Here is a 25,053-nt window from a genome sequence, read left to right as displayed (position 1 = left end):
TGTCCCGCTCTTCGGCGAGTAAGACGATTCGGCTGGTCGCACCGGCAGCCAGTATGAGGGATAGCCGATTCTGAGCTGGGTCTTTCGGTGAAACGACAATGCGATGCATCGATGTTGTATTAGATGCATCGCATGGACAGGCGAGTCGACCTACCGGGCGCTGCGCATCTGGTGCTGGTCGAGAACGTGTTGCCCCTCGATCCTGAGCCGCGAGTGTTCGAGGCGATGCTGGAGGGCTGGGCTCGTCAGCAGCGGGTTCGGTTCCTGAAGGACGACACCATCAGCCGTCGGTTGCAGCTGGTACAGCGGCTGGCGCAGTTCTCGGGCCAGTACCCGTGGCAGTGGAACGCTGCCGAGATCGAGTCATTTGTCGATCAACTGCGCTCGGGAAGCGATCCCATCACCGTGTCGACGGCTCGGGGGCACCTTGGCCATCTGCGGCTTTTCCTGGAGTTTGTGACCGACCCGCGCTACGGCTGGTCGCAGGTGTGCCAGCAACGGGTTGGAGCGCCGCCGCAGCAGGTCCTCGACCGGTGGAACACCGTCGTGCACGTCGACGAGTACGAGGGCGATCCGGAGCGGCGCCCGTTCACCTATGACGAGGTGCAGGCGTTGTTCGACGCGGCAGACGGCCTCGTTGAACAGATCCGCGGTCGGGGCCGCAAGGGCGCGCTGGCAGCATGGCGGGACGCGGCGCTGGTAAAGACGGTGTATGCCTTCGGCGTGCGTCGTCGGGAGGCATGGGGGCTGGATCTTCCGGATCTTCGTCGGAACGCGAGGACGCCCGGGCTTGGCCGGTTCGGCGTGATGCACGTGCGGTGGGGGAAGTCCTCGCGGGGCAGTCCGCCGAAGCGCCGGACGGTGTTGCTCGTACCGGAGATGGACTGGGTGGTGCCGGTTCTCGAGGAGTGGGTGGCCGAGGTCCGGCCCCGGTTCTCACCCGGTGTGCATCCGGCATTGTGGGTGACCGAGCGGCAGGGCCGAATGTCCGGCCGGCGGATTGACGAGGTCTTCGCACTGATCCGGGAGGCGGCCGGGCTGGACCCTGTGCTGGACCTCCACTGCCTGCGGCACTCGTACATCACGCACCTGATCGAGTTCGGGTACCCGGAGCGGTTCGTACAGGACCAGGTCGGACACCGCTATGCCTCGACCACGGCTTTGTACACGGGGGTGTCCCTGGAGTACCGCAACCGTCTGCTGGCCCGTGCGCAACGTGACCGTTTTCCTGGACTGTGGGAGTCGCTGTCATGATCAAGAAGATGGGTATCGAGTGGAATCTGCGTCTGCGGATGGCGGAGAAAGGCATGTTCCAGACCACCGACCTGAGGCCGCTGCTCGCCGAGCGCGGCGTCCACCTTTCCCGGGAGCAGGTCTACCGGCTGGTCAGCAGCCCGCCACAGCGTTTGTCGATGGACACCCTGGCCGCTCTGTGCGACATCCTGACCTGCACCCCCAACGACCTGATCGACATCCAGGTCACCAACACCCAGGTCCGCAAGACGGCTGATGCTGCACGGCCGCCGGCAGCGCCCGCTGTCCGTCGCAGCACGATCCGACGGCCGGACCCCTCCTCGTGACACGGCCCGAAGCAGCAGAGACGGTGCGTGCCCGCGTCATCTCGTACATGTGCGACCGTCTTCCGGGGCTTGACGCCCCATCCGCTGCGCGCGCCCTGGAAGCAGTCAACGCGCACCGGCACGTTGCCCTGCACCGTCTCGACGATCACCTTCGCGAGCACCCTGAGGCTTTCCACGCTTCGGACGCGGCCGTGCCACCGTCTTTGCACAGGCTGCTGCAGCACCTGAATGCCGAAGGGCGCCCGGTGACCGTACCGGGGTGCGGGATCTGCGGACGCCAAGCGCCGTTGCCGGAACGGTCCGAGCAGGGACGGATCTGTTCTCGCTGCGCCTCCGCGCGGCGTTCTCGGCCGTGCTTCCGGTGTGGCCGGACCCGCGTGGTGGCAGCCATCGTGCCGGAGGGACCTCTGTGCTCGACTTGCTACGCCGGGGATCCTGCACGTCATGAACGTTGCGCTACCTGCGGACGTCGAGCCCGCGTCCGCCGTCGACTTCCGGACGGCGGGGCCCTGTGCGCCTCCTGCGGCAACTGCCGCCCACCGGAGCCGTGCAGCGTGTGCGGCCGCACCGCGACCGTCGTCCGTCGCCTTCCGACCGGACCGCTCTGCGACATCTGCTACCGCACTCTGCGCGCCCGCCCGTGCGGGAGCTGCGGGCGCACCGTGCCGGTTCACCGTGCGGCTCGCGCCAACACCCCGGATCTGTGCCGCAAGTGCGCGAAGGCTCCGCTGGCCATCTGCGTGAACTGCGGCAAGCAGCGGCCATGCACCGGGACCCGCGCGGGAACGCCCCGCTGTTCCTCCTGCCTCCAGGTGCCGCCGGTCACCTGTGCACGATGCGGCAAGGAACGACGATGCCGCGCCCGCTGGCCCATCGGGCCAGTCTGCACCTCCTGCTACGGCCACACCCGCGCTCACCCCCAGCCGTGCTCCGCCTGTGGCCGCACCCGCCCCCTGGTCGGCTCCGCGCCAGACGGCCGGGGTACGTGCGGCGTCTGTGCCGGCGCGGCCAACGCCTACCTCTGCATTCAGTGCGGCTCCGGCAGGGAGACCGACCGCGGCCCGCGCTGTGCCCGGTGTGTGCTGCGCGACCGCCTGACCCGGGAGTTCACCGGGCCCGGCGGGCGGACTCCCCCCGAACTCGCTGCCCTCATCAATGCGTTCCTGCGCGCGCCCAAGGCTCGGTCAATCCTGGCCTGGCTGGACAAACCCTCCGGCGGCGTCGACTGCCTTCGCCGCCTCGTCACCGAGGGACAGCCGCTCACCCATAAGACGCTCGACGACCTCGGGCCAGGCCAAGGCCCGGCGGTCCTGAGAGCCACGCTGGTCCACCTCACTGTCCTTCCACCCCGCCACGATGCCCTCGACAGCATCCAGCCCTGGCTCGAACGACTCCTGGCGAAGTCTCCCGCTCACCACCAACACACCCTGCGCGTCTACGCGGAGTGGTCACTCCTGCACCGGGCCCGGCGCCGAGCCGCCACCCCGGCAGGCTTCACCCCAGCCGGTGCCGCCAGCATCCGCGGGGCGCTCCGCACCGTCGCCGCCTTTCTCGCCCGCCTGGATGACCAGGGCACCACGCTGGCCACGCTCACCCAAACCGAGATCGACTGCTGGCTGGAGGAACATACCTATCGCGTGCCCCTGAAGAACTTCCTCACCTGGGCACACCGGCACCGTCTGACCGGGAACCACCAGATCGACCGCCCGCCCCGCGACGAGCCCCACCGCTGGTGGGACACCAACGACCACTGGATGCACCTACGCCGCTGCCTCCACCACGACGACCTTCCCCTCGACGTCCGCGCAGCCGGCGCCGTCATGCTGCTCTACGGCGCCTCGATCACCCGCATCGTCGAACTCACCACCACAGACCTCACCGACGGAGACCCACCCACACTGCGTCTCGGCCTCCACCAGGCGCCGATTCCGCCAGCTGCCCACCTGATCCTGCGTCTGCAAGCCGATCAGGCACGCCCCGACTCCGCCGTTGGCCGAGCCACCCACAGCACCGGATGGATCTTCCCCGGGCAGGCAGCGGGCACCCACCGATCCGCAGCCGCTTTCGCCGCCCGGCTGCGAAGACACGGCCTGCCCGCCCGCACCGGCCGCAACACCGCACTCCTTGCCCTGGCCGAGGACTTGCCCGCCTCAGTGCTCAGCGACACCCTCGGCATCAGCATCACCGCAGCCCTCCAGTGGACCCGCCGAGCAGCCCGCGACTGGAACGCCTATGTGGCCACACGCACATGACCGCTCTGTCCCATGGCGGCCGCGCGTGCAGGCGCCCACCGCGGCGGCCCACGTGGTGACATCGACTGACTTCGTACTCGTGGGCCAGGGCGGCGATGAAGCGGCCTGCCAGGTAGGCGACGCGTACGGTGTCGGTGCTTCCCGTCGGGACGGTGAGGCGGCGCCCGCCCTTCCTGCCTCTGGCCTCGGCGGCGCGCAGTCCGTCGTACGTCAGCTCGCGTTGGAGGTCTCGCGGCAGTTCGCTGGCAGCGGCGAGGGTCTGCACCAAGAACTTCATGGTGGACAGCAGCTCGCCGGCGCGCAGGTGGCTAGGTAAGCCTCAAGGGGCTCTGGTCCACTTGCTGTGGACGCGTACGCAGCGTGACTATCGATCTCATGGTGACGGTGGCTGAGATAGCCCGAAAATCGCCCGGCCGGTGAGCGGTGTGGTCGACAGTGCTGCGGCGTGAACGAAGTACGGTCGCAACTCGAAGAGGTGCTGTTCTCCTCATCGGAGGACGTGGTGGTGGAGTCGGTCGAGATGACCGACATGGCCGTCCGGGTAGAGGCTTTGAGTACTGCCCGGCAGGCGATCTGTCCGGACTGCGGCAGCCTCTCAGGGCGAATACATGGTTCCTATCTGCGGTTTCCTCGCGATCTTCCGACGGCGGGCAAGTCCGTCGTGGTGGCATTGAGGGTGCGCCGATTCGCCTGCGCGGAGAGCTCTTGTCCGCGCAAGACTTTCGTCGAGCAGGTGCCGGGACTCACTCGCCGGTTCGGACGACGGACGGAACGGCTGCGATCGATGCTCCTCTCGGTCGGTCTCGCGCTCGCGGGCCGGGCCGGGGCTCGCATGACAGACGTCTTAGGGGCGCCCGCCAGCCGCAACACCCTGCTACGGCTGATCGCCTCGCTCCCGGATCCGCCCATTGCCACGCCCCGTGTGGTCGGGGTGGACGAATATGCCCAGCGCAAGGGACAGGTCTACGGGACCGTACTCGTTGATGTCGAGACACGTCGCCCGATTGACCTCCTGCCCGACCGGGAGGCGGACACCCTCGCGGCCTGGCTCGCCGAGCGCCCCAGCGTCGAGATCGTCTGCCGCGACCGCGCCCCCTTCTTCGCCGACGGCGCCACCCGCGGTGCTCCGCAGGCCATCCAAGTGGCCGACCGGTGGCACCTTTGGCACAACCTGGCCGAAGCCGCCGAGAAGTGCGTCTACCGCCATCGCGGCTGCCTACGCCCCATGCCGCAGCAGCCGGAGGAACGCCGGGAGGAGGTGGGGGCGGCTGCGTCATCACCGTGGCCCACCGGACACCGCTTCGCCGAACGCACCCGCGCCAAGCACGCCACCATCCACGCGCTCCTCGGCGCCGGGCACAGCAAGCGGTCCGTCGCCCGGCAGCTCGGCATGACGCTCAACACGATCCTGCGCTTCTCCCGCGCCACCACCCCGGAGGAGATGTTCACCGGGCAGTGGCAAGACCGTCCAACCGGGCTCGACGCCTACAAGCCCTACCTCGATCAGCGTTGGCAGGAAGGCTGCACCAACGCCTGGAAACTATGGGAGGAGATCAAGGAACAAGGCTATCCCCGCGGTTACGCCGGCGTCCGTGCCTACGTCAGCAGGAACCTTCGCGGCAAGCCCCAACCGGCCGGAGCCCGCCCTCCATCGGCCCGTGCCGTCACGCGCTGGCTTCTCACCCACCCTGACGCCCTGCCCGAATACGACCGGATCCAGCTCAAGGCTGTCCTGGGCAACTGCCCCGAGCTGACGGCACTCGCCGAGCACGTGCGCTCCTTCGCCCACATGGTCACCGAGCTCCAGGGTGACCGGCTGCCAGAATGGATCGAACTGCCCGAGCAGTCATCGGCCTGCCCGGCCTCAGCCGATTCGCCCGGCACTTCGAACGCGACCTCGACGCAGTCATCGCGGGCCTGACACTGCCGTGGAACTCCGGTGTCGTGGAAGGCCATGTCAACCGGATCAAGATGCTCAAGCGTCAGATGTTCGGCCGCGCAGGATTCGAACTCCTCCGCAAACGGGTGCTGTTGGCCTGACATCCACGGTTACTGAGCTTGAACTCGGGTTGTCGTAGCCGCTGACAGGGTTGATCCTCGTGGTACGCCGTTGTCATGAGGTACGCACAGGGGCCCGCGATCCGTCGGACGAGTGCCGACAATTCCGCGAGGAGATCCGCATGATGGCCGCCGAGTGGCTCACCGCTGGTGGGCCGAGCTTGACCATGGCGAAGGAGTTGCGGTCGGACCAGCGGCGGCGTCGGAGGTGGGGCAAGGGAGGCCCACTGACCAGTCTCACGGGCTGCCCTGACGTCGTACGACAGTCGCTGTAGTCACTTCTCATACACATGCCGACAGGCAAGCAAAAAAGGTCTGTGCTGCAGCTCGCGTGGCGGCACTGTGTAGTCATGGGGGTCGAACGTGACAGCGCGAAGGATTATCTGTACTACGCCTCAGACTGGATCTGGGACATCGACTTTGAAACTCACATTAAGTCTCTCCTCCTATTCTTCGACGGAGTTGCCTTCTCTCTTCCCGGGGAAGCCATTTCGGAGGTTATTAATCGAAGCTCCGGGCTTGCTCAACCACTCACCGAGCATGGTCTTCTGATCAACCTTGTACCGGAGGAGACCCTCCCTGTCGAGTCTTCGGCGCAACTGGCCGAGGCTCTGACGCAGTGGGTCACGGATAATCGTGATCTGCTGGCCAGCATGGACGAGCCCTATGAAGCCTTAACTCCTCAACACTGGGGAGTCCGGCCACATGAGCAAGTTCGCGAGGCAGAAGTGCTCTCCGCCACTCTTCGGCGGCTTGGATTGGCCTACCCCACACACCATCAAGATATTTGGCATCTTTCTCCACACGTACATCTACTGGTCCTTATGTTCTACTGCAAGGCGCTCCATCGAGCAATCCAACAGCGCAGCGACATCACCCTTCAGCCGGTATTCGAGGCTCACGAATTCAAGCACACGTACGGCTTCACGCCCCGGCAGCTAATTGAGATGGTCATGAGTTCGTCGAGTCTAACCACTTCACAACGCAGGGGATCCGTTCGGATCGTTGAGTCGGATATACGGCAGGTAGGAGTTGACCTGACACATGTCCCTTTAGATGAAATCTTAGATTTTCGCCGCCAGCACAGGGATAGCTTGCGCTCCTATGTTCGCGGTCTGCGGGGTTTGCTACTCGCGGCCGAGCATTTTAACAATGAGCAATTCGAAGCCGAGCTCAGGGAGCGCGCCAACCAGATTGACCAAGAAGCGCGAGAGCTACGCAGAGCAACGCGGCGGGCCTTTGGCGCCACACTCGCCGGTTCGGCATTGAGTATTGCCGGTGCGGCATGGACGGCAACACAGGGAGACTTGGTAGGAGCTTTGCTGGCAACAGCTGCCGCTGGCGTTACCTTCACTCCACCCTCTCAACCCGCTACGGCGTACTCGTATTTCTTTCAAATCGACCGCAGGTTCGGCTGACTTAATTCCTGGAGAGATGGGATTCCGAAATGTGCTCTGTTTGCGAAGCCAAGCATTAGGGTGCTTTTTGTGGAAGCCAGCCAAGATTACAGTTTCCGATGCATCTTCCAGCAAGTTGGTGCTCCAGTGAGGTGCAGGCAGTGTTGGAGAGCCAGCCGCGTCGCACCAGCGACCAGAGATCGGGTGCCTAGGAGGGCAACTGGCAGACGGTCAGCCAGTCGTGCCGGGCGATGAACTGCCGCATCCCGTGCGCCAGATGGACATCGAGGTTGTCGGATTCCCAGTTCCGTAAGTTCTACCCCGAACCCAGTCAATGGGCTGTCACAGCCAGTGGATGCTCCACAACAAGTGGGCCAGAGCCCCTCAAGGGGAGGCGATTGTCGCTGACTTCGGATGACAGTTGCTGGGCGGACACTCATGAGATGTCACTGAAAGGTGAAGTCGCACGTCTGTCTGATGAGTCGCCGAACTGTTCGATTGCCCAGCTTCTCGGCTTTACTTCCGCATGGCCGCCAGGTGATGAGGCCGTCAACCGTGAGCACACCCCGGCACGGCACCCGGGCCCTGGCCAGGAGTCCGGGTGCAGACGACGGGTTGCGCAAGCAGCCGAGCCGCAGTGAGCAGCAGGCTCTACTGAGAGGCTTGTCCGGCGGATTCGGTGGAAAGCAGACGCAATTCAGGCGGTCCAGGCTCCTTGCGCGGCGGCGGTGCGGGCGTACTCGGTGAAGTCTCGCGGCGGGCGGCCGAGGACCTTGTGGACGTCGTTGGTGAGCGTACTGAGGCCGCCGGAGCGTACGTGGGCGTAGAGGTCGACCGACAGCTGCACCCATTCCTCGGGCACACCCTGTGCACGCTGTTCATCCGCGTACTCTTCGGCGCTCAGCGGCACGTAGCGGATGTCACGGCCGGTGGCCTCGGCGATATCCGCGACCGCGTCGGCGAAGGTCATCAGCCGGGGCCCGGACAGTTCGTACACCTGTCCGTCGTGTCCCTTCTCGGTCAGCGCGGCAACGGCGACGGCTGCGATGTCGTCGGCGTCGATGAAGGCTTCCGTACCTTCCCCGGCCGGCAGTCGGACTTCACCGCTGAGCACGGGATCGCGCAGGAAGTCCTCGCTGAAGTTCTGGAAGAACCAGCGCAGCCGCAGCACCGTCCACGCAAGGCCCGCTTCGCCCAGCGCTCGCTCCGCGGCCGCTACCTGGTCCTGGTCCATGCCCTCACTGGCGGGGACCGAGACCAGCACCGCGCGCCGGGCCCCGGCCTTCGCGGCCTGCCGGGTGAAGGCGGCAATATCCGCGGCGGCTTGCGGGCTGCCGAGGTCGGGCGCGAGCAGATACAGCCCTGTCGCGCCCCGCAGTGCCGGCTCCCAGGTGGTGCGATCGCTCCAGTCGAAGGGCACCTCGCCGGACCGGGACGCGGCCCGCGCCGCCACTCCCCGCTCCTGGAGCAGCCGCACCACGCGGCCACCGGTTTTGCCCGTGCCGCCAGTCACCAGAATTGTTTCGTCGCTCATGCCTTCCAGGCAACCAGCCGCTCTACGGGGCAGCCATGGTGAGCACGCTCGATTCCATACGCGTTCGTCTACGCTGACCTGCATGGATCCCCTGACGCCGACCGGCGCCGACCCGCTCACGGACCTGCTGAACGGCGTGCGCACCGCCGGGGCCGTCTTCAACCGGTCCTCCCTGCGCGGCGCCTGGGCCGTGCGCTTCGAGGACGGTTCGCCGCTCGCGCTCGCCGTGCCCCTGCGCGGCACGTCCTGGGTGATCCCGAAGGACGGCACACCGGTACGGCTTGATGCCGGCGATGTCGCGGTGCTGAGCGGCGGCGCCCCGTATGTGATCGCCGACGATCCGGCCACCGAACCGGACGTGATAATCCGCCCCGGAGGACGCTGCACGAGCGTGGACGGTCAGGAGGTGAGCCGCACACAGGGCGTGGGGGCCTGGGGTGAGACCGGGCCGGACAGCATGGTGCTGCTCAACGGTCTGTACACGGTGCAGGGCGGCGTACCGGGCCGGCTGCTCGCGGCGCTGCCGCCGCTCGCCGTCGTCGAGGCGGGACAGGGGGCCTGTCCGGTCAGCTCGGCGGCTTTCGAGGAGGCCACCCGGCCCGCTCCGGGCCAGCAGGTCCTGTTGGACCGGATGCTGGATCTGATGCTCATCACCGCCCTGCGCTCCTGGTTCACCCGCCCCGGCGCCCAGGTCCCCGCTTGGTACCACGCCCTCAGCGACCCGGTGGTCGGCTCGGCCCTGCGGCTGCTGCACGCCGACCTCGCCCATCCCTGGACGGTCGATGCACTGGCCGCCGGCACAGGTGTGTCCCGTGCGGCCCTGGCCCGGCGCTTCGGTGAGCTGGTCGGACAGCCCCCGATGACCTACCTGCGCGAGCAGCGCCTCAAGCTGGCCGCCGAGCTGCTGCGCGAGCCCGGCACCACGATCGGTGCCGCCGCCGCCCGCGTCGGCTTCTCCAACGCCTTCGCCCTGAGCGCCGCGTTCAAGAAGAGCCGGGGTGTCAGTCCCAGCGAATACCGCACGTACGAAGCGCGGGCACAGACCTGACAGCCAGGGGGAGCCGCCACCGTCCTCGGGCTGGTCAGCGGTAGCGTTCGTGCGCCGCATGCCGGTCACAGGCCCACCTTTCCTGTCGCCCAGTAGGGCTGGGTGTAGATGACGGACCGGTGCAGGCCATAGCGGGTCCGGAGCATGTCGCGGGCGCGCTGGATTGTCTGGCCGTGCCCCGACAGGTAGGCGTGCGTGACCTCCCCGAACGAGGCATCGCCCAGGCGGGAGAGCACCGCGTCTCCCGGCTGCCCGCTCTGCGCGACGACCTGCACCCCGGGCAACAGGCCCTGCACCAGCGGCACATCTGGCGCGGGCACCTCGACCACACCGCTCACCCGGGTCTGCGAGTCCAGCCAGCGGATCATGGAATTCCAGAGCCCCACCGTGGTGCCGTCACCGCACACCAGCACCGTCCCCGGCACGGCACGCGCCCGGAAGCTCCGCGTGGTCTCGAGCCCCATCGCGGTGACCTCATCGCCGACCGCGAGTCCCTCCAACCATGCCTCACCCGGCGCAAGCGCGCCCGCATGGCCGGCGCCGTGCCGGTAGAACAAGAGCGACATGCGCCCCGCCATGGCGTCGAACGAGTCCGGCGTGTAGCGCCGGAACTCGGTCGGCGAGACCAGGAACGTGGACACCTGGCAGGGCGCCCACGCATGCCCCCGAAGCCCGTCGCCGGCCAGATGCACGCGCCGGAAGGACGGCGACAGATCCTCTATCTCTGTCACCGTGCACGGCCTGCCACGAGCCTCGATCATCCGAGCAAAGGGTGCGGGCAGTCGGGGCATCGGGACTCTCCTTAAGGGTTCGAGCCAGCCCACGGTGCGGCGTCTCGACAGGACCAGGGGGCTAGGCGTGGTGCGTGGGATGTGCTCTTGCAGCAGGTCAGCCCATGTGAATGGGCGCCGCGCCCTCGGCGGGCTGCTGTCGGCCCGTGTTGACGGCCCAGAGGGTGACCGTCAGGCCGGCCAGGAACATGGCGCCTGCGGCGACGAAGGCCGCCGTGTAGCCGTGCGTCAGCGCCTCGCCCGCCTTTGTCACCAGGGCGAAGTCCTTGGCCGCCAGGCCCCGGTAGAGAGCGGAGGCCGCTTCGGGGAGCTTGTCGTTGGCCGCCGATGTGGAGATCGTCGACAGGACCGCGAGACCGAGCGCGCCGCCAATCTGCTGCGCGGTGTTCAGCAGCGCCGAGGCAACGCCCGTGTCCAGGTGCGCCACCCCGCTCACCGCACCCAGTGTCATGGGCACGAAGCTCATGCCCAGGCCCAGGGCGGTGAGGAACATCGCGGGCATCAGGTGTGCGGTGTAGGAGGAGTCGGGGTCCAGGGTGGCGAACCAGAACATGCCGACCGCCGCGACCAGCAGGCCCGGTCCGGCGATCAGCCGGGGTGCCAGGCGGGCGACGAGCTTGGAGCTGATGCCCGCGGCGGCCCCCATGCCGACGCTGAAGGGCAGATAGGCGAAGCCGGTCTTGACCGCGCTGTAGCCAAGGATCAGCTGCATGTACAGCGTCAAAAAATAGAAGGTGGCGAACATGCCCGCGCCGATGAACAGCATCGTGGCGTAACTGCCCGACCGGTTGCGGTCCTTGAGCAGGCGCAGCGGCATCATCGGGTCCGCGGCGCGTGACTGGACGATCAGGAATACCGCCAGAAGTATGACGGCCGCCGCGAACGAGGCGAGCGTCAGTCCGTCGGTCCAGCCGTGCTCGCCGCCGCGGGTGATGCCGTAGACCAGGGCGAGCAGTCCGCCGGTACCGGTGATCGCACCGGGAATGTCCAGGCGGCCGGGGTGGCGTTCGGCTTCGGTCAGAGTCCGGGTCCCGGCCAGGACGGCCAGGCCGATGGGGATGTTGACGAAGAACACCCAGCGCCAGTTAAGCGCGTCAGTCAGGATGCCGCCCAGCAGCAGGCCGACGGTGGCGCCGACCCCTGCCATGGCGGCGTACACGCCCATCGCGGTGTTGCGCGGCTTGCCCGCCGGGAACGTGGTGGTGATCAGCGCCAGGGCGCTGGGGGCGGCGATCGCCGCGCCGACGCCCTGCAGGACGCGGGCACCGATCAGCAGCGCCTCATTCGTGGCCAGGCCGCCCAGCAGCGAGGCCACGGTGAAGACGGCGATGCCGACCTGGAACATGCGGCGCCGTCCGAACAGGTCGCCGGCCCGGCCGCCGAGCAGGAGCAGACCGCCGAAGGCGAGCGCGTAGGAGTTGACGATCCAGGCCAGGTTCGCGGCGGAGACACCCAGGTCGGTCTGGATCGCGGGCAGCGCGATGTTGGTGATGGTGGCGTCGAGGACGACCATCAGCTGGGCCGCGGCGATCACGAAGAGCGCCAGCCCGAGATGCCGGCCGCCCGGGGGAGCCCCGGACGCACCGGAACCCGGCTGCGCGGTGGTGGTGGTCACGCTGTCAGAGGACACAGAAGGAACTCCAAGTAATGAGAGAGTTGCGCGAATTACCCCGGAAGTGAGGCAGAAAGATCCCCTGCATTCATTTCCGAGGTAAGCGGGAGGCTAATTGCGCTAGGTGCCACATAGCGGCCACTTCGGCAGCGTATTACGCACCGAACAGAGGGCCGTCAGGCCCGACACGACTCGGAACTGTAGCACCACTTCGAGGCCATATTCGGCACTCTTCCGCACAACCCCCGTGTGATGTCGTAGCAGTTGACAGCCCTACAGCCCTTGTGTGCCTCCGGAAATGACGAATATTGCGGCACTGCTTGCAATTAAGTTCCACGTGTGTACCGCAGATCGCCATATTGGCGGTACTCACATTCCCCACAAAAACGCAAACCCGCATCAGGAGCTAATTGGCAACCCGGCACACAAGCTTCGGAGGCTGTCAAGTTGCAACGCGATCTGAGTCATCATCAACAAACGGTTGCGCGCGGTGGCCCGCTCGCATGCAACGCCACCGGTGCCCTTCGCTGGCCTCGGCTCCGTCCACGCTCCGTGGCGAGGCAACGACGTACCTCAGAGCCAAAGGGCGCAGGGCATACCGCAGGGTTCGAATACGTACCTGGTACCAGCTCTGCGACTGGACGCCGCCGCGGACGTACCCACCTTCGGCGCGGGCGCCGATCCGCCCGGATGAGCAGCGCGGGCTACTCCAGCACACCGAGTTCGGTGTCGGGCCAGCAGTGCGGGCAGGCATCGACTCCCTCGGCCAGAGCGTGGCGCGCCCGGTCCCGGCCCGCTCCTCGTGACTGCTGGCCCGCCATATGGCAATCGCCCCGGTGCACATACGCCGGGGCACGTCCGCCCAGGCCCTGCTCGATGAGCCAGTCCGGGGCCGGCGGCCTGGCTTGCTCGCCGCGGTGTCATGCAGCTCGAAATGGCAGACATGCACAGGCGTCATGAGCGGCTTCTGGCGCCATCACGTATCGAGCACGAGTGCCGAACCGGATATCGCGTCGCTCACCCGGCCCGACCGAGGCGGATGATCACGATGGTCACGGTCTTCTCCGGGACGGGTGCCGCTCCCGGGCCCGGCCGGGTGCGCCCCGTCCTGCCTACGATCCGCCGACAATGACGCTCAGCGAGCGCCGGGCGGCGAAGGCCGCGGAGCTTGCTGCTATGGCGCCCGCCTCGTCGGTACCGTTGCCCATCAGCCCATCCAGTAAGGGCTGGGGCACGGGCGTCGCCACCCTCTGCATCGGCGTCGGCCAAGGACGCGCGCACTCACGTACCAGGCATCCCGGAAAATTTCATGGCTCTCTCCCTGCCGGAAGTTGACACCGAGATCGGACCTGACGGGAGCGGTTTCCGGGGAGTTCGGCCCATATGTGCACCGGGCCGCGACCAGTCAGGACATTATGGTGACGGCGGCCGAGTTCGGCGTCGGCCCTCCGGAGCAACTCAGTTGCGGCTGGCCGAGAGTACATCTCGGTAGCTTCGCACCACCTCGGCGTATGTCTTCGCGCTTGGCTTCGGGCGGCGCTGGAAGGTGACGCGGTCGACCTCGTGGAGCCCGAGCTGGGCGCCGTATCCGAAGATCCACTCGAAGTTGTCCATGAGCGTCCAGTGGCAGTAGCCAAGGACGGGTGTGCCGGCTTTGGCCTGGGCCACGAGTTCGTCGATGGCGGCGGGGATGAAGGTGGCGCGTTGGGTGTCGTTCGGGGTCTGGATGCCGTGCTCCGTCACCAGTACCGGAACGCCCGATACCTCGTGGGCGTAGCGCGCCGCGCCGGCGAGGGAGCCGGGTGCGATGGCGGTGCCCATGCCGTTGAGCTCGCCCTCGATCTTCACTTCTCCGTCGGGGCCGTGCACGATGCGCTCGTAGTTCTGCACGCCGATGAAGTCGTCTTGGCGTGCCTCGCGCAGCCAATGGTCGTACACGGCGGCCCGCTTGGCGTCCCGGCGCTCTTCACCACCGGGGACGGCCACCTCGTCGGCGATGGCGATGGACACGCCGACGGGCAGGTCACCGCGGCGGGCCTTGATCGCTGCACGGGCGGCCCGATGGGCGTGGGTGAACGCCTCCTGGAACGCGTCCTGCAGGTCGGCTGGGATGACGTTCGCGCTTGCGTAGGTGCCGGTCCCGGCGGCCCGTGCCGCAGCGGCGAGCATCTGTGTCTTGAGCCCCTCGGCCTCGGCCGGGAGCTTCCCGCCCGCCTGCAACAGTTGCTCCAGGTTGGGTTCGTTGAGGGTGACGGCGAAAGCGATCCGGTCACCGAAGCGCGCCATGACGCGGTCGCACTGCTCGGCGAAGCGTGCCGGGGCGTCTGCACCGGTCCAGGATCCGGCTGCCGCGAACCAGTGTGGTCCGGTGAAGTGGTTGAACGTCACGACGGGGGCCAGGCCGCGATCGAGGCAGCCGTCGACCATCTGCTCGTAGTGGTCGAGGGCTTCGGCGGACACGACACCTCGCTGGGGCTCGACGCGTGCCCATTCGACGGAGAACCTGAAGGCGTTGAGTCCGAGTCCCGCGACGAGGTCGAGGTCCGACGCCCACTGCTGGTAGCCCCTGCACGCCGGCCCGCTGGGCTCGCGGAACAGGGAGGGCGTGGTGTGCTCCAGGAACCATGTGTCGCTGGCGATGTTGTCGCCTTCGTTCTGATGCCCCGCGGTGGCGACGCCCCAGAGGAAGCCGTCGGGCAGACCGTTGTGTGTCATGAGTGCTCCCTTGCATTGATGTGCTTTGGTGTTCCATCGCCCGGTGCGGGTGAAGGGTGAGCCGTGGGCGTGGCGCCGTCACCGCGTGGCGGGATAGGGGATGTGGAAGGAGTGCTGGCCGGGGCCGACCTCTACGTGCGCCATGCCGGGCAGGTCGATCGTGGCGTCGCTGCCTTCCGGGACGGTGACGGTGACGCTGAGCTGCGCGCCGTGCAGCGCCCAGGACACCTCGGCCCGCCCGTGGGGCGTCTCGTGTGCGGCTTTCGCCCAGGTCAGACCACCGCCAGGGCGGGGCCGGACGAGCAGACGGCGGTAGCCGGGAGCGGCGGGGGCAAGGCCGGCGACGGTGCGGTGCAGCCAGTCGGCGATCGCCCCGAGCGCGTAGTGGTTGAAGGAGGTCATCTCTCCTGGGTTGACGCTGCTGTCGGGGAGCAGGCTGTCCCAGCGTTCCCAGATCGTGGTGGCGCCCATGTCGACCTGGTAGAGCCATGAGGGGCAGGAACGCTCCAACAGCAGCCGGTAGGCCGTGGCGGTGTGGCCGGTGGCGGTGAGTGCGTCGCACACCAGAGGGGTGCCGAGAAAGCCGGTCCCGATCCGGTGGCCGCGCGCAGCTACGAGGGCGGCCAGCCGGTTCCCGGCCTCGGCTCGTTCGGCGTCGTCGTGGAGGAGGCCGAAGCCCAGGGCGAGGGCGTAGGCGCTCTGGGTCTCTTCGGTCAGTTGGCCGCCGCCGGTGTGGAAGCAGGCGCGGAAGGCCTGCCGCACGGCATCGGCGAGAGTGTCGTAGCGCTGGGCGTCGTCCTTCTCGCCCAGCACCTCGGCGGTGCGGGCCAGCAGTCGCGCCGACCGCGCGAAGTAGGCGGTCGCGACGAGTTGGGAGGAGGTCGTCGCTCCGCCGGGGTCGTCGGGGGATGCGGTGGGGTCGAGCCAGTCGCCGAACTGGAAGCCCTCGCCCCACAGGTGTCCGGGGCCGGCGATCCGGTCGACGGCGTCGACCCAGGCCCGCATGGACGAATATTGGGCGCGCAGTACCTGGCTGTCGCCGTACCGTTCGTACAGGACCCACGGGACGATGACGGCGGCGTCGCACCAGCCGGCCATCGCGGGATTGCCGGGAGGCATCGGAACGGGGATGTTCAACGGGATGGCGGGGCTGATGACCGGGGGAATGCCGTCGGGGTCCCCGCTCTGGTCTGCGGCCAGGTCGCGCAGCCAGGAGCGCAGGAAGTCCCTGGTGTCGTACAAGAAGGTGGCTGTGGGGGCGAATACTTGGATGTCGCCGCTCCAGCCCAGGCGTTCGTCGCGTTGCGGGCAGTCGGTGGGAACGTCCAGGAAGTTGCCCCGCATTCCCCACACGACGTTCTCGTGCAGCCGGTTCAGCGACGGGTCCGAGGACTCGAACCAGCCGGTCCGGCGCAGGTCGCTGTGCAGGACTACGGCGGTGATGTCACCGGCGGCGAGTTCGCCGGGCCAGTTGTCGATCTCGGCGTAGCGGAAGCCGTGGAAGGTGAAGCGGGGTTCCCACTGTTCACCATCGGTGTCGCCCCGCAGGGTGTAGCGGTCGGTGGCCGTGGCGCCGCGCAACGGGCGCGGGCACAGCTCGCCGTCCTCCAGGACCTCGGCATGCCGCAGCGTCACGGTGCGGCCCGCCTCACCGCGGACGCGGATGCGCAGGCGGCCGACCAGGTTCTGCCCGAAGTCCACCAGGGTGCGGCCGGTGGGCGAGGCGGTGACGGCCACCGGAGGAAGCCGTTCGATGCGCCGGACGGGAGGGCTGTCGGCCGGAAAGAGCACGGAGGTGTCGAAGTCCATCACGCGTACCGGCTGCCAGTGAGTGTCGTCGAAGCCCGGTTCGCACCAGCCGGATACCTCGCGGCGGGCGTCGTAGGACTCCCCCTCGTACAGGCCGGCGGCGGTGATCGGGCTGGGCGCCGCGCGCCAGCCGGGCCCCGTCGTGACCGTCTGAAGGCTGCCGTCCGTGTACTCGATCCGCAGCTCGGCCAGCAGTCCGGTGTGCGGACCGTAGATGTCACGGTTGCCGCCACCGAAGCCGAGCAGCCCCCGGTACCAGCCGTCCGCGAGGTAGGCGCCCCAGGCGTTGGCGCCGGGCAGCAACGACGTGGTCACGTCGAAGGTCTGGTAGCGGTGGCGGTGGTGGTAGCTGGTCCAGCCCGGTGCCAGGACGTGGTCCCCGACGACGGCTCCGTTGAGGTGCAGCTCGTACACCCCCAGGGCGGTGACCCGCAGTTCCGCCCGTCGTACCCGGCCGCTGACGGCGAATCCGTCACGCAGCAGCGCGGCCGGGCGGCCCTCGGCACCGGGCGGCTCTTCGCGCCAGGCGGGGGTGATGACGTGTGCGGTCCAGGTGAGCGGCATGGCTGCCCTTCTCGGTGTCGGTGGGCGAAGTCGGCGGGAAGCGGTGTTCAGGCGGCGGGGGCGGTGTCGCTTTCAGCGGGGTCCCGCAGGCGGGGGATGAACAGGGAGAGCGTCAACGGCACGGCGGTGAGCAGCGCTCCGGTCCAGAAGATCCAGTCGTAGCCCGCGTCCTGGTAGAAGGCGGTGCCGTGCTGGACGACGCTGTGGCCGGCCAGAATGGCGAACGCGAGGGCGGTGAAGACAGAGCCGAAGAGGGTGATGAGCATGTTGAGCATGCCGCTGCCCAGGCCCTGCTCGTCCTTCGACACCACGCCTACCACCAGCACCGGAGCGCCTGCGACGACGAGACCGGAGCCGAGGTGGGCCAGAGACGAAGTGAGGATGAGTTCCATCTCGTCGGCGTGGAAGAAGCCGCCCAGGCCGTAGCCGAGTCCCATCAGGAGCAGCCCGGCCCGCCACAGATGGCGGGCGTCGATCCTGCGCATCAGACGGCTGGCGAGGATGCCGGCGGCGAACATCACCAGGTTCCAGGTCACACCGACGGCAGCGTTGTGCTGCGCGGTCCACCCGAGTCCGGCGGAGACACCGGGGATGTACGGGTAGAGGGCGAGCAGGATGACCAGGCTCGGCATGGTGTAGGCGATGGCCTGGGCGAGGCCGCCGGCGGTGAGGACCAGGGCGACCGGGCGGCGCCTGAGCACCGTGAAGTCCAGGATGGGGTGGGCGCTGGAGCGCTCCACGAAGGCGAAGACGACCAGTGTCATGAGCCCGGCGCCGAGCCAGCCAAGGGTCTTGGCGTCGGCCCACCCCCAGCTCTGTCCCTGCCCCAGCGCGTAGATGACCGCACTCAGGCCCCCGCCGAGCACCAGACCGCCGAGCCAGTCGAAGCCGGGCTGTCGGTCGCGCGGCGGTGTGGACGGCACGAGGAGGGCGATCAGTACGAAGGAGAGGGCCGTGGCCGCGGTGAGGAACCACATCACGCCCCGGTATCCCCAGCCGTCGACCAGCCAGCCGGCCAGGAAGGGTGCGCCGATGCCCACCAGGCCGACGCTGCTGCCCAAGATGGCGCTGGCCGGCTTCACCAGGCGGGCGGGGAAGATGTCCCGTACGGCAGGGAAGGACAGGGCGCCGAACGGTCCGTAGCAGCCGGCGATCGCTCTCCCTATGAGCATCAGCCAGAAGCTGCCCGCCAGCGCGGCGATGATGTCGCCGACCGTCCCGATGCCGGTGATCACCAGCATGAGCCGCTTCTTGCCGTACCGGTCTCCCAGTTTCATCACGAACGGTGTCAGCAGGGTGGTGACGAGGACGAAGGTCAGACTGAACCAGGCCACGTGGGTGGTGTGGAAGCTCTGCGCCACGCTGGAGGTGGCGTTCGCGCCCAGGATTCCGGCGGCGGCCAGCATCTGAGTCGGCCAGATCAGTGCCACGAGTACGCCGACCAGGCGCGGGGTCCATCTCGCGGTGTCGTCGGACGGTGCTGCGTCGAGCGAGGGGCTGGCGGACGTCGGTGTCATCGAGCCGCTCCTTTCGCAAACAGGGAGGTCGGGTTCGTGCGTGGAACGGCCTGCCTGCACCGATGGCTCATGTCTCGGTCACTGGCGCGAAACGGTCCCTCGCTTTCGGATGATGATGAAGCCAATACCTAGTGGACGCTAGGTGTTAGTGGAGTGGCGCACATCACACGCTGGCGCGCCGAGACACCCCGGCCAGGCGGCGGCGACGCTCTCGTGGGAGCTCGGTGACGGCACTCGGTACGGTGGTGCGCATGGGAACACCACGGGGGCCGCGCGGCGGCTACGCGACAGGGCTGGTCAGGCGCAATCAGATCCTCGAGGCCGCGCTGCTGCGCTTCGGCCAGGACGGTTTTCGCAAGACCTCGCTGGCCGGCGTTGCCCGCGATGCCGGGATCACCGATGCCGGGCTGCTTCACCACTTCCGCGACAAGCAGCAACTGCTGCTGGCCGTGGTGCAGTACTGGCACGAGAAGCTCGACGAGCAGTGGGTCCGCGTGTCCGACTCGGTGCGTGATGCCTTCCGATGCCATCTGGATGACGCTGCCGAGTCGCTGAACATGCCGGGGATGCTGGAACTCGCCGTCGTGGTGGGCGCCGAGGCCACCGCTCCCGACCACCCCGCACACGACTTCTTCTCCCAATGGCAGGAAAAGGGCGTACGCGAACTCGCGGACCGGCTGCGCGCCGGCGCCGAGTCGGGTGAACTCAAGGCAGGGCTGGACCATGAGAACATCGCCCGGGAGTGCGCCGCTCTCGACGCCGGGCTACGGCTCCAGTGGCTGGCCTCCGGGCGCTCCTTCGACTTGATCGCCGTGATGCGCTCGCACCTGAACCGCCTGATGATCAGCATCGCGGCCGACGGCAAGGGGCTGTAACGCCCGCGCAAGCCTCCGGCCGGGACGGGGGTTGCCGTTCGTCAGCTCCTGGCTCAGTGGCGTCGAGGCTCAACGGGGATTCTCATCAGGCCTTCGCCGACCGTCAGATGACCGGTGTTGTGGGCCGAGCGAGCAGAGTCCTGGAGCTTGCGCCGCCTCGTCCGTGTGGAGATGAGCCTGGGAACGGCCGGGGTGAAGTGGGTGAGGGGCTTCTCTGTGCCCAGTACCGCAGGTGTCCGGTTCCGCCCCGCCCTGAAGGACGGGGCGTCTTCGGGGGAATCTGGTGACCGTACTTCCACGCGATGGCCTCAAGGGCGCGGCGGTGGTCTGCCCACCGCCGCCCGCGGACCGGATCGGCCGGCATCAGCGGCTCGATCCGTCCCCACATCGCATCAGTGATCACTAACCGGACAGGTGCATCCGATCAACTGACCAACCCATCAAAGGGACACGCGCTAGTCGTGCTTGGGCCACGTCGGGCCCTCGTCGGTCCAGATGACGCCCTTGTTGCGGCACAGGCAGAAGGGGTGGCCGATCGGGTCGGTGTAGATCCGCCAGCCGTATCCGTTGGGGCCGATGAAGTCCTGCCTCAGCGTCGCGCCGAGGTCGAGGACGCGGCGCTGCTCGGGCTCGATCTCGTCCACTTCGAAGTCGAGGTGGAACTGCTTGGGGTGCTCGCTGTCGGGCCACTGCGGAGCGCGGTAGTCATCCACCCGGATGAATGCCAGCTCGATCTCGCCGAACTGGATGCCGGCCCAGTCCGCGGAGCTGCCTTCCTTGATCGGACGGCCCGTCACCTCGGAGTAGAAAGCCGCCAGTTTCATGGTGTCCGGGCAGTCGATAATGAAATCGGTGAGTCGTAGCATCCTGCGATCTTGGCACAGGCTCACACTCGATTTCGCGACAGCCCTGGGGGACATCTGATCAGTGTCCATGCGGATGTGAGTGGGATGTCTGTTTCGATTCGCCAGGTTGGTGCGGATTCTCCGGTCGGTTCGCGGGACATTTTGTTAGCCATGGCCTAGTGGATCATCGTCTGGGATCTCTGCGGCAGGCTTCGTAGTCCCGCGTGGCCGGTGCTGCATCAGCCGGCCGAAGGTCCGCTCGTTCACCCACCGTTTCGGCAGCGGCTCGAACTCCTTCGCCCGCGGCCACTGAATCACCTCGACATCGATGCCCAGACCGGCGCCGTGGTTGAAGATGCTGTTCTGGTGACCGCCGTCGGCCCAGACCTTGGACACGCTGGGATGTGCCGCGGCCAGGTCGTCGACGACGGTGATGGCCGCCGCCCCCGGTCGCCCTCCCCGTCGGCCTCGACCCAATTCCTTCCCCCGGGCGCGCAGGCGGCAGTCCTGCTGGGCGACGAGGAAGCCGTCCGGACAGCCGATCGTCGGGCCGTCACCTTGCGTGAGCAGAGTTGCGCCGGATGAGCTGGACGCGCTGGACGGGCTCTTCACCTACCCCGAGGTCAAGCAGAAGTACTACGCCGTCGAGGCCGCCGTCCTCCTCGGGCAAGGCGATGCTCGCGTCACCACCGCCGGTGAGGAGGCCGTTCGCGGATTCAGCGACCCTCCGCCCCGAACTGGGCCTTCGGAGACCAGGCCGGCTTCCGGTGGAGCTTCGCTCTCGTGCGCCTCTACGGAGACGACCTCGACGGCGCCGCCGAAGCCATCCGCCCCGTTCTGGACCTTGCACCCAGCCACCGAAACAACGGCATCGTCGTCTCGGCCGACCGCGTCCGCGCCGCCCTGGCCCGAGGCCCCGCCCGCGACGCGGTCGTAGCCCCCGACCTGCCCGCCGAGATCGAGACGTACCGTCCAACGCGCCCTGCCCTGCCGTGTGTAGCGCGGGTCGAGTCCGCCGACATGTACCCGATCAGCCGTCGCAGCCCGCGCCTTGAGCTCCGCGAACTCACCGTTGACGACGTGGATGCCGTGCACGCGATCTACGGCAGCGCGGAAGCGACCGACCACCTGTCCTTCGAGCCGGTAGCGCGGCTTGTTACCCGCGACACCTGGCAGCCCACGCCGTGAGCCGAAGATGCCCTCTAGTCATCATGACTTCGAGTCCAGGGCTGGAGCCCGCTGCGGCCGGAAACTGGCCGGCTGAACCCGGCGTGCACCGCGGGCCATGAGCAGTCGCGACCTTGCTGGAATGTGCGCCTCACGACTACCGAACATTCGGCGCTTTTAACTCGTGTCCCTGGTGCGGTTCGACGATTCCTCCAGAGGGTTTCAGAGGACTGCAGTCGCTTTGTCCCGAGCGCGGAAAAAGTATCGAGATCTTGTGCGAAATGGGTTACGGAGTCCATCAAAGCTCGCTAGCTTCCTTGAAACCAACCGGTCACAGATTCCTCAGGCCGGTCTCCACGGCGCGACGGCGCGCGCCTGTGAACCTCTGGCAGTCCGGTGAGCTGCCGCCATCCCACCCCACTTTGGGAGACCTCTGTGCGCAGGAGACCGCTCAGACACAGACATGTCCGTGTCTTACTGACCGCCGTGGCTTGCGCCTTCGGCTGTCTGCTGCAGATACCCTCGGCCACCGCTGTGCCCGCGGATCCGGGCGGCGGGGCCAAGACTCTCGCCGCTCCGGAGTTCCAACAGGTCACGCTCGCCAAGGGGGTGGCCGAGACGGGCGAACCCATGACGTTGGCGGTGCTGCCGAACCGCTCGGTCCTGCATACCTCGCGCGATGGCACCGTCCGGCTGACGAATGCCGGGGGAGCCACCGCGGTCGCGGGGAAGCTGGACGTCTACAGCCACGACGAGGAGGGTCTGCAAGGCGTCGCCGTGGACCCCGGATTCTCGTCCAACCGGCACGTCTACCTCTACTACGCGCCCAAACTCAGCACGCCGGGCGGGGAGGCCCCGGCCAACGGCACAGCCTCCGACTTTGCCCCCTTCGACGGGGTCAACCGGCTGTCACGGTTCGTCCTGAAGGCTGACGGCACCCTGGACCTCGCCAGTGAGAAGAAGATCCTTGACGTGCCCGCTTCCCGCGGCATCTGCTGCCACGTCGGCGGTGACCTCGACTTCGATGCGGCCGGAAACCTGTACCTGTCCACCGGTGATGACACCAACCCGTTCGCCTCGGACGGCTTCACCCCGATCGACGAGCGCGCGTCCCGCAACCCCGCCTACGACGCCCAGCGTTCTTCGGGTAGCACCAACGACCTGCGTGGCAAGGTCCTGCGCATCAAGGTCAATACCGACGGCTCGTACTCGATCCCCAGCGGCAATCTTTTCCCGCCCGGCACCGCGAAGACCCGCCCCGAGATCTACGCGATGGGCTTTCGCAATCCCTTCCGGATGAGCGTCGACAAGGCGACAGGAACCGTCTACCTCGGTGACTATGGACCCGACGCCGGCAGCGCCAGCCCCTCGCGCGGCCCCGCCGGGCAGGTGGAGTTCAACCGGATCACCAAGTCGGGGAATTACGGCTGGCCGTACTGCACCGGCGACAACGACGCTTACGTCGACCACAACTTCGCCACCGGCGCCTCGGGTTCGGCGTTCAACTGCGCGACCCCCAAGAACAATTCGCCGAACAACACCGGCCTCACCGATCTGCCCCCTGCCCAGCCCGCCTGGATCCCCTACGACGGAACCTCCGTACCGGAGTTCGGCGGCGGTTCGGAGTCCCCGATGGGCGGTCCGGTCTACCGCTACGACGCCGCCTCCACCTCCGAGGTGAAGTTCCCGCAGGAGTACGACGGCGACTACTTCGCCGGGGAGTTCGGCCGCCGCTGGATCAAGCGCATCGAGGCCGGCGGCGACGGCGCCGTGCAGTCCATCAACTCCTTCCCCTGGAGCGGCACGCAGGTCATGGACATGGCCTTCGGACCGGACGGCGCGCTGTACGTCCTCGACTACGGCACCGGCTATTTCAGCGGTGACGAGAATTCCGCCCTGTACCGCATCGAGCATGTCACCGGCGGGCGCGCACCGGCCGCACAGGCGAAGGCCGACATCACTTCAGGCAAGGCGCCCCTGGCCGTCTCGTTCTCCTCGGCCGGCAGCTCCGATCCGGACGGCGAGGTCCTCAGTTACGCCTGGACCTTCGGTGACGGCGACACTTCCACCGCTGCCAACCCCACCCACACTTACACCTCCAACGGCCAGTACACGGCCACGCTGAAGGTCACGGACACCACTGGCAAGTCAGCTACGGCTTCGGTGCCCATCACGGTCGGCAACACCGCCCCCTCGGTGAAGCTGGACCTGCCCGTGGACGGGCGCATCTACGACTTCGGTGCCGCGATCCCGTTCAAGGTGACAGTGACCGATCCGGAGGACGGCACGATCGACTGCTCCAAGGTGAAGGTCAACTTCATCGTCGGGCACGACAGCCACGGTCACCCGCAGACCTCGGCCACCGGATGCACCGGCACGCTGCAGACCCTGGCGGACGGCGAGCACGACCCCAACGCCAACATCTTCGGCGTCATCGACGCCGAGTACACCGACAAGGGAGCAAACGGTCAGCCGGCGCTGACCACGCACGACCAGCGCATCACGCAGCCCACTCACCGGCAGGCCGAGCACTACAACGATTCCTCCGGTGTCCAGGTGACCACCCACGGGCCCGCGCACGGCGGCAAGACAGTCGGCTACATCGACAACGGCGACTGGATCTCCTTCAAACCGTACGCACTCGACAACGCGACGAAGTTCACCGCCCGGGTCTCCTCCGCGGGTGCGGGCGGCACGATCGAGGTACGGGCCGGATCCTCGACCGGCACCCTGCTCGGCACGGCGACCGTGCCGGTGACCGGTGGCTGGGAGACCTTCCAGGACGTGACCGCCACGCTCGGCAGCCAGCCGGCCGGATCGACGTCCCTGCATCTCGTCTTCAAGGGCGGCAGCGGTTCGCTGTTCGACGTCGACGAGTTCTCCTTCACCACCACCGGCAGCGGCCCTCGCTCGGGTGAGGTGAAGGGGGTCAACGGCAAGTGTCTGGACGTGGATGGTGCTCAGACGGCCGACGGTACGAAGGTGCAGATCTGGACGTGTAACGGGTCCGGTGCGCAGAAGTGGACCGTGCCGGGTGACGAGACGTTACGGGCGCTGGGCAAGTGCCTGGATGTGTCGGGCGGCGGCACCTCGGACGGTACGAAGGTGCAGTTGTGGACGTGTAACGGGTCGGGTGCGCAGAAGTGGGCGGCGCAGTCGGAGGGTTCGGTCCGCAATCCGCAGTCGGGCAAGTGCCTGGACGCCTCGGGGAGTACGTGGAACGACGGAACACCCGTCCACCTGTGGACCTGCCACACCGAACCCAACCAGAAATGGGCCCTGCCGTAGA

At 67.6% G+C, this 25,053-nt stretch carries 17 protein-coding genes and 5 pseudogenes; 10 read left to right on the top strand and 12 right to left on the bottom strand.

What is annotated here, in order from left to right:
* Window positions 1-132: 132 nt before the first annotated feature.
* The 3 genes from AB0I94_RS28695 (at window position 133) to AB0I94_RS28685 (ending at window position 3,832) form a co-directional block, all read left to right on the top strand.
* The gene (locus AB0I94_RS28695; RefSeq protein ID WP_363312621.1) at window positions 133-1,254 is read left to right on the top strand and encodes a tyrosine-type recombinase/integrase; all 1,122 of its coding nucleotides are present in this window, start codon (window positions 133-135) and stop codon (window positions 1,252-1,254) included.
* Window positions 1,251-1,580: a helix-turn-helix transcriptional regulator gene (locus AB0I94_RS28690; protein ID WP_363312589.1), complete on the top strand. Its 330-nt coding sequence runs from the start codon at window positions 1,251-1,253 to the stop codon at window positions 1,578-1,580. The genes AB0I94_RS28695 and AB0I94_RS28690 overlap by 4 nt, the downstream gene beginning before the upstream one ends.
* A gap of 1,079 nt (window positions 1,581-2,659) precedes the next feature.
* On the top strand, window positions 2,660-3,832 hold the full coding sequence (locus tag AB0I94_RS28685) for a hypothetical protein (protein WP_363312588.1): 1,173 nt from the start codon (window positions 2,660-2,662) through the stop codon (window positions 3,830-3,832).
* Here the strand turns inward: AB0I94_RS28685 and AB0I94_RS28680 are convergent.
* Window positions 3,762-4,109 carry a hypothetical protein gene (locus tag AB0I94_RS28680; RefSeq protein ID WP_363312587.1) on the bottom strand — a complete coding sequence of 116 codons (348 nt, stop codon included), beginning with the start codon at window positions 4,107-4,109 and terminating at the stop codon, window positions 3,762-3,764. The two genes, AB0I94_RS28685 and AB0I94_RS28680, sit on opposite strands and share 71 nt — an antisense overlap.
* Window positions 4,110-4,352: 243 nt before the next feature.
* On the opposite strand from AB0I94_RS28680, the gene AB0I94_RS28675 reads away from it, so the two are divergent.
* The 3 genes and pseudogenes from AB0I94_RS28675 to AB0I94_RS28665 all read left to right on the top strand — a co-directional run bounded on the left by AB0I94_RS28675 (window position 4,353) and on the right by AB0I94_RS28665 (window position 7,308).
* On the top strand, window positions 4,353-5,753 hold the full coding sequence (locus tag AB0I94_RS28675; RefSeq protein WP_363312620.1) for an ISL3 family transposase: 1,401 nt from the start codon (window positions 4,353-4,355) through the stop codon (window positions 5,751-5,753).
* Window positions 5,723-5,872, top strand: a pseudogene (locus AB0I94_RS28670) (hypothetical protein); the annotation flags it as partial. The gene AB0I94_RS28675 and the pseudogene AB0I94_RS28670, both read left to right, overlap by 31 nt.
* 368 nt (window positions 5,873-6,240) lie before the next feature.
* The gene (locus AB0I94_RS28665) at window positions 6,241-7,308 is read left to right on the top strand and encodes a hypothetical protein (RefSeq protein WP_363312586.1); all 1,068 of its coding nucleotides are present in this window, start codon (window positions 6,241-6,243) and stop codon (window positions 7,306-7,308) included.
* Between the two features lie 190 nt (window positions 7,309-7,498).
* Here AB0I94_RS28665 and AB0I94_RS28660 read toward each other — a convergent pair.
* A pseudogene (locus AB0I94_RS28660) lies at window positions 7,499-7,582 on the bottom strand (IS630 family transposase); the annotation flags it as partial.
* 402 nt (window positions 7,583-7,984) lie between these two features.
* The gene (locus tag AB0I94_RS28655) at window positions 7,985-8,821 is read right to left on the bottom strand and encodes an NmrA family transcriptional regulator (RefSeq protein ID WP_363312585.1); all 837 of its coding nucleotides are present in this window, start codon (window positions 8,819-8,821) and stop codon (window positions 7,985-7,987) included.
* Window positions 8,822-8,903: 82 nt separating this feature from the next.
* On the opposite strand from AB0I94_RS28655, the gene AB0I94_RS28650 reads away from it, so the two are divergent.
* A complete protein-coding gene (locus tag AB0I94_RS28650; protein ID WP_363312584.1) occupies window positions 8,904-9,869 on the top strand; it encodes an AraC family transcriptional regulator in 966 nt (321 codons plus the stop codon).
* Between the two features lie 65 nt (window positions 9,870-9,934).
* Here the strand turns inward: AB0I94_RS28650 and AB0I94_RS28645 are convergent, their stop codons facing one another.
* The 6 genes from AB0I94_RS28645 to AB0I94_RS28620 all read right to left on the bottom strand — a co-directional run bounded on the left by AB0I94_RS28645 (window position 9,935) and on the right by AB0I94_RS28620 (window position 18,877).
* Window positions 9,935-10,630 (bottom strand): siderophore-interacting protein, encoded by a 696-nt coding sequence (locus AB0I94_RS28645; RefSeq protein ID WP_363312583.1) that lies wholly within the window; start codon window positions 10,628-10,630, stop codon window positions 9,935-9,937.
* Window positions 10,631-10,757: 127 nt separating this feature from the next.
* Window positions 10,758-12,275, bottom strand: coding sequence for a DHA2 family efflux MFS transporter permease subunit (locus tag AB0I94_RS28640; RefSeq protein ID WP_363312582.1), 1,518 nt, complete (start codon window positions 12,273-12,275; stop codon window positions 10,758-10,760).
* Between the two features lie 701 nt (window positions 12,276-12,976).
* The gene (locus tag AB0I94_RS28635; protein WP_363312619.1) at window positions 12,977-13,150 is read right to left on the bottom strand and encodes a DUF6233 domain-containing protein; all 174 of its coding nucleotides are present in this window, start codon (window positions 13,148-13,150) and stop codon (window positions 12,977-12,979) included.
* Window positions 13,151-13,730: 580 nt separating this feature from the next.
* A complete protein-coding gene (locus AB0I94_RS28630) occupies window positions 13,731-14,987 on the bottom strand; it encodes a family 1 glycosylhydrolase (RefSeq protein WP_363312581.1) in 1,257 nt (418 codons plus the stop codon).
* 78 nt (window positions 14,988-15,065) lie between these two features.
* Window positions 15,066-17,360 carry a glycoside hydrolase family 78 protein gene (locus AB0I94_RS28625; protein ID WP_363312580.1) on the bottom strand — a complete coding sequence of 765 codons (2,295 nt, stop codon included), beginning with the start codon at window positions 17,358-17,360 and terminating at the stop codon, window positions 15,066-15,068.
* A gap of 47 nt (window positions 17,361-17,407) precedes the next feature.
* Window positions 17,408-18,877, bottom strand: a complete 1,470-nt coding sequence (locus AB0I94_RS28620) for an MFS transporter (protein WP_363312579.1) — start codon at window positions 18,875-18,877, stop codon at window positions 17,408-17,410.
* Window positions 18,878-19,128: 251 nt separating this feature from the next.
* Between AB0I94_RS28620 and AB0I94_RS28615 the strand changes: the two genes are divergently transcribed.
* Window positions 19,129-19,752 carry a TetR/AcrR family transcriptional regulator gene (locus AB0I94_RS28615; protein WP_363312578.1) on the top strand — a complete coding sequence of 208 codons (624 nt, stop codon included), beginning with the start codon at window positions 19,129-19,131 and terminating at the stop codon, window positions 19,750-19,752.
* A 289-nt stretch (window positions 19,753-20,041) separates the two neighbouring features.
* Here AB0I94_RS28615 and AB0I94_RS28610 read toward each other — a convergent pair.
* The 3 genes and pseudogenes from AB0I94_RS28610 to AB0I94_RS28600 all read right to left on the bottom strand — a co-directional run.
* Window positions 20,042-20,140, bottom strand: a pseudogene (locus tag AB0I94_RS28610) (IS5/IS1182 family transposase); the annotation flags it as partial.
* Between the two features lie 67 nt (window positions 20,141-20,207).
* Complete coding sequence (locus AB0I94_RS28605; RefSeq protein ID WP_363312577.1) at window positions 20,208-20,618, bottom strand: VOC family protein; 411 nt, start codon at window positions 20,616-20,618, stop codon at window positions 20,208-20,210.
* 207 nt (window positions 20,619-20,825) lie between these two features.
* A pseudogene (locus AB0I94_RS28600) lies at window positions 20,826-20,921 on the bottom strand (IS5/IS1182 family transposase); the annotation flags it as partial.
* A gap of 696 nt (window positions 20,922-21,617) precedes the next feature.
* Between AB0I94_RS28600 and AB0I94_RS28595 the strand changes: the two are divergent.
* Window positions 21,618-21,740, top strand: a pseudogene (locus tag AB0I94_RS28595) (GNAT family N-acetyltransferase); the annotation flags it as partial.
* A 558-nt stretch (window positions 21,741-22,298) separates the two neighbouring features.
* On the top strand, window positions 22,299-25,052 hold the full coding sequence (locus AB0I94_RS28590) for a PQQ-dependent sugar dehydrogenase (RefSeq protein ID WP_363312576.1): 2,754 nt from the start codon (window positions 22,299-22,301) through the stop codon (window positions 25,050-25,052).
* Window position 25,053: the final 1 nt, after the last annotated feature.

The organism is Streptomyces sp. NPDC050147, assembly GCF_040660195.1.
Taxonomy (GTDB): domain Bacteria; phylum Actinomycetota; class Actinomycetes; order Streptomycetales; family Streptomycetaceae; genus Streptomyces.
Note: the sequence above shows the minus strand (reverse complement) of the source record. Positions and strands in the feature narration are given on the sequence as shown.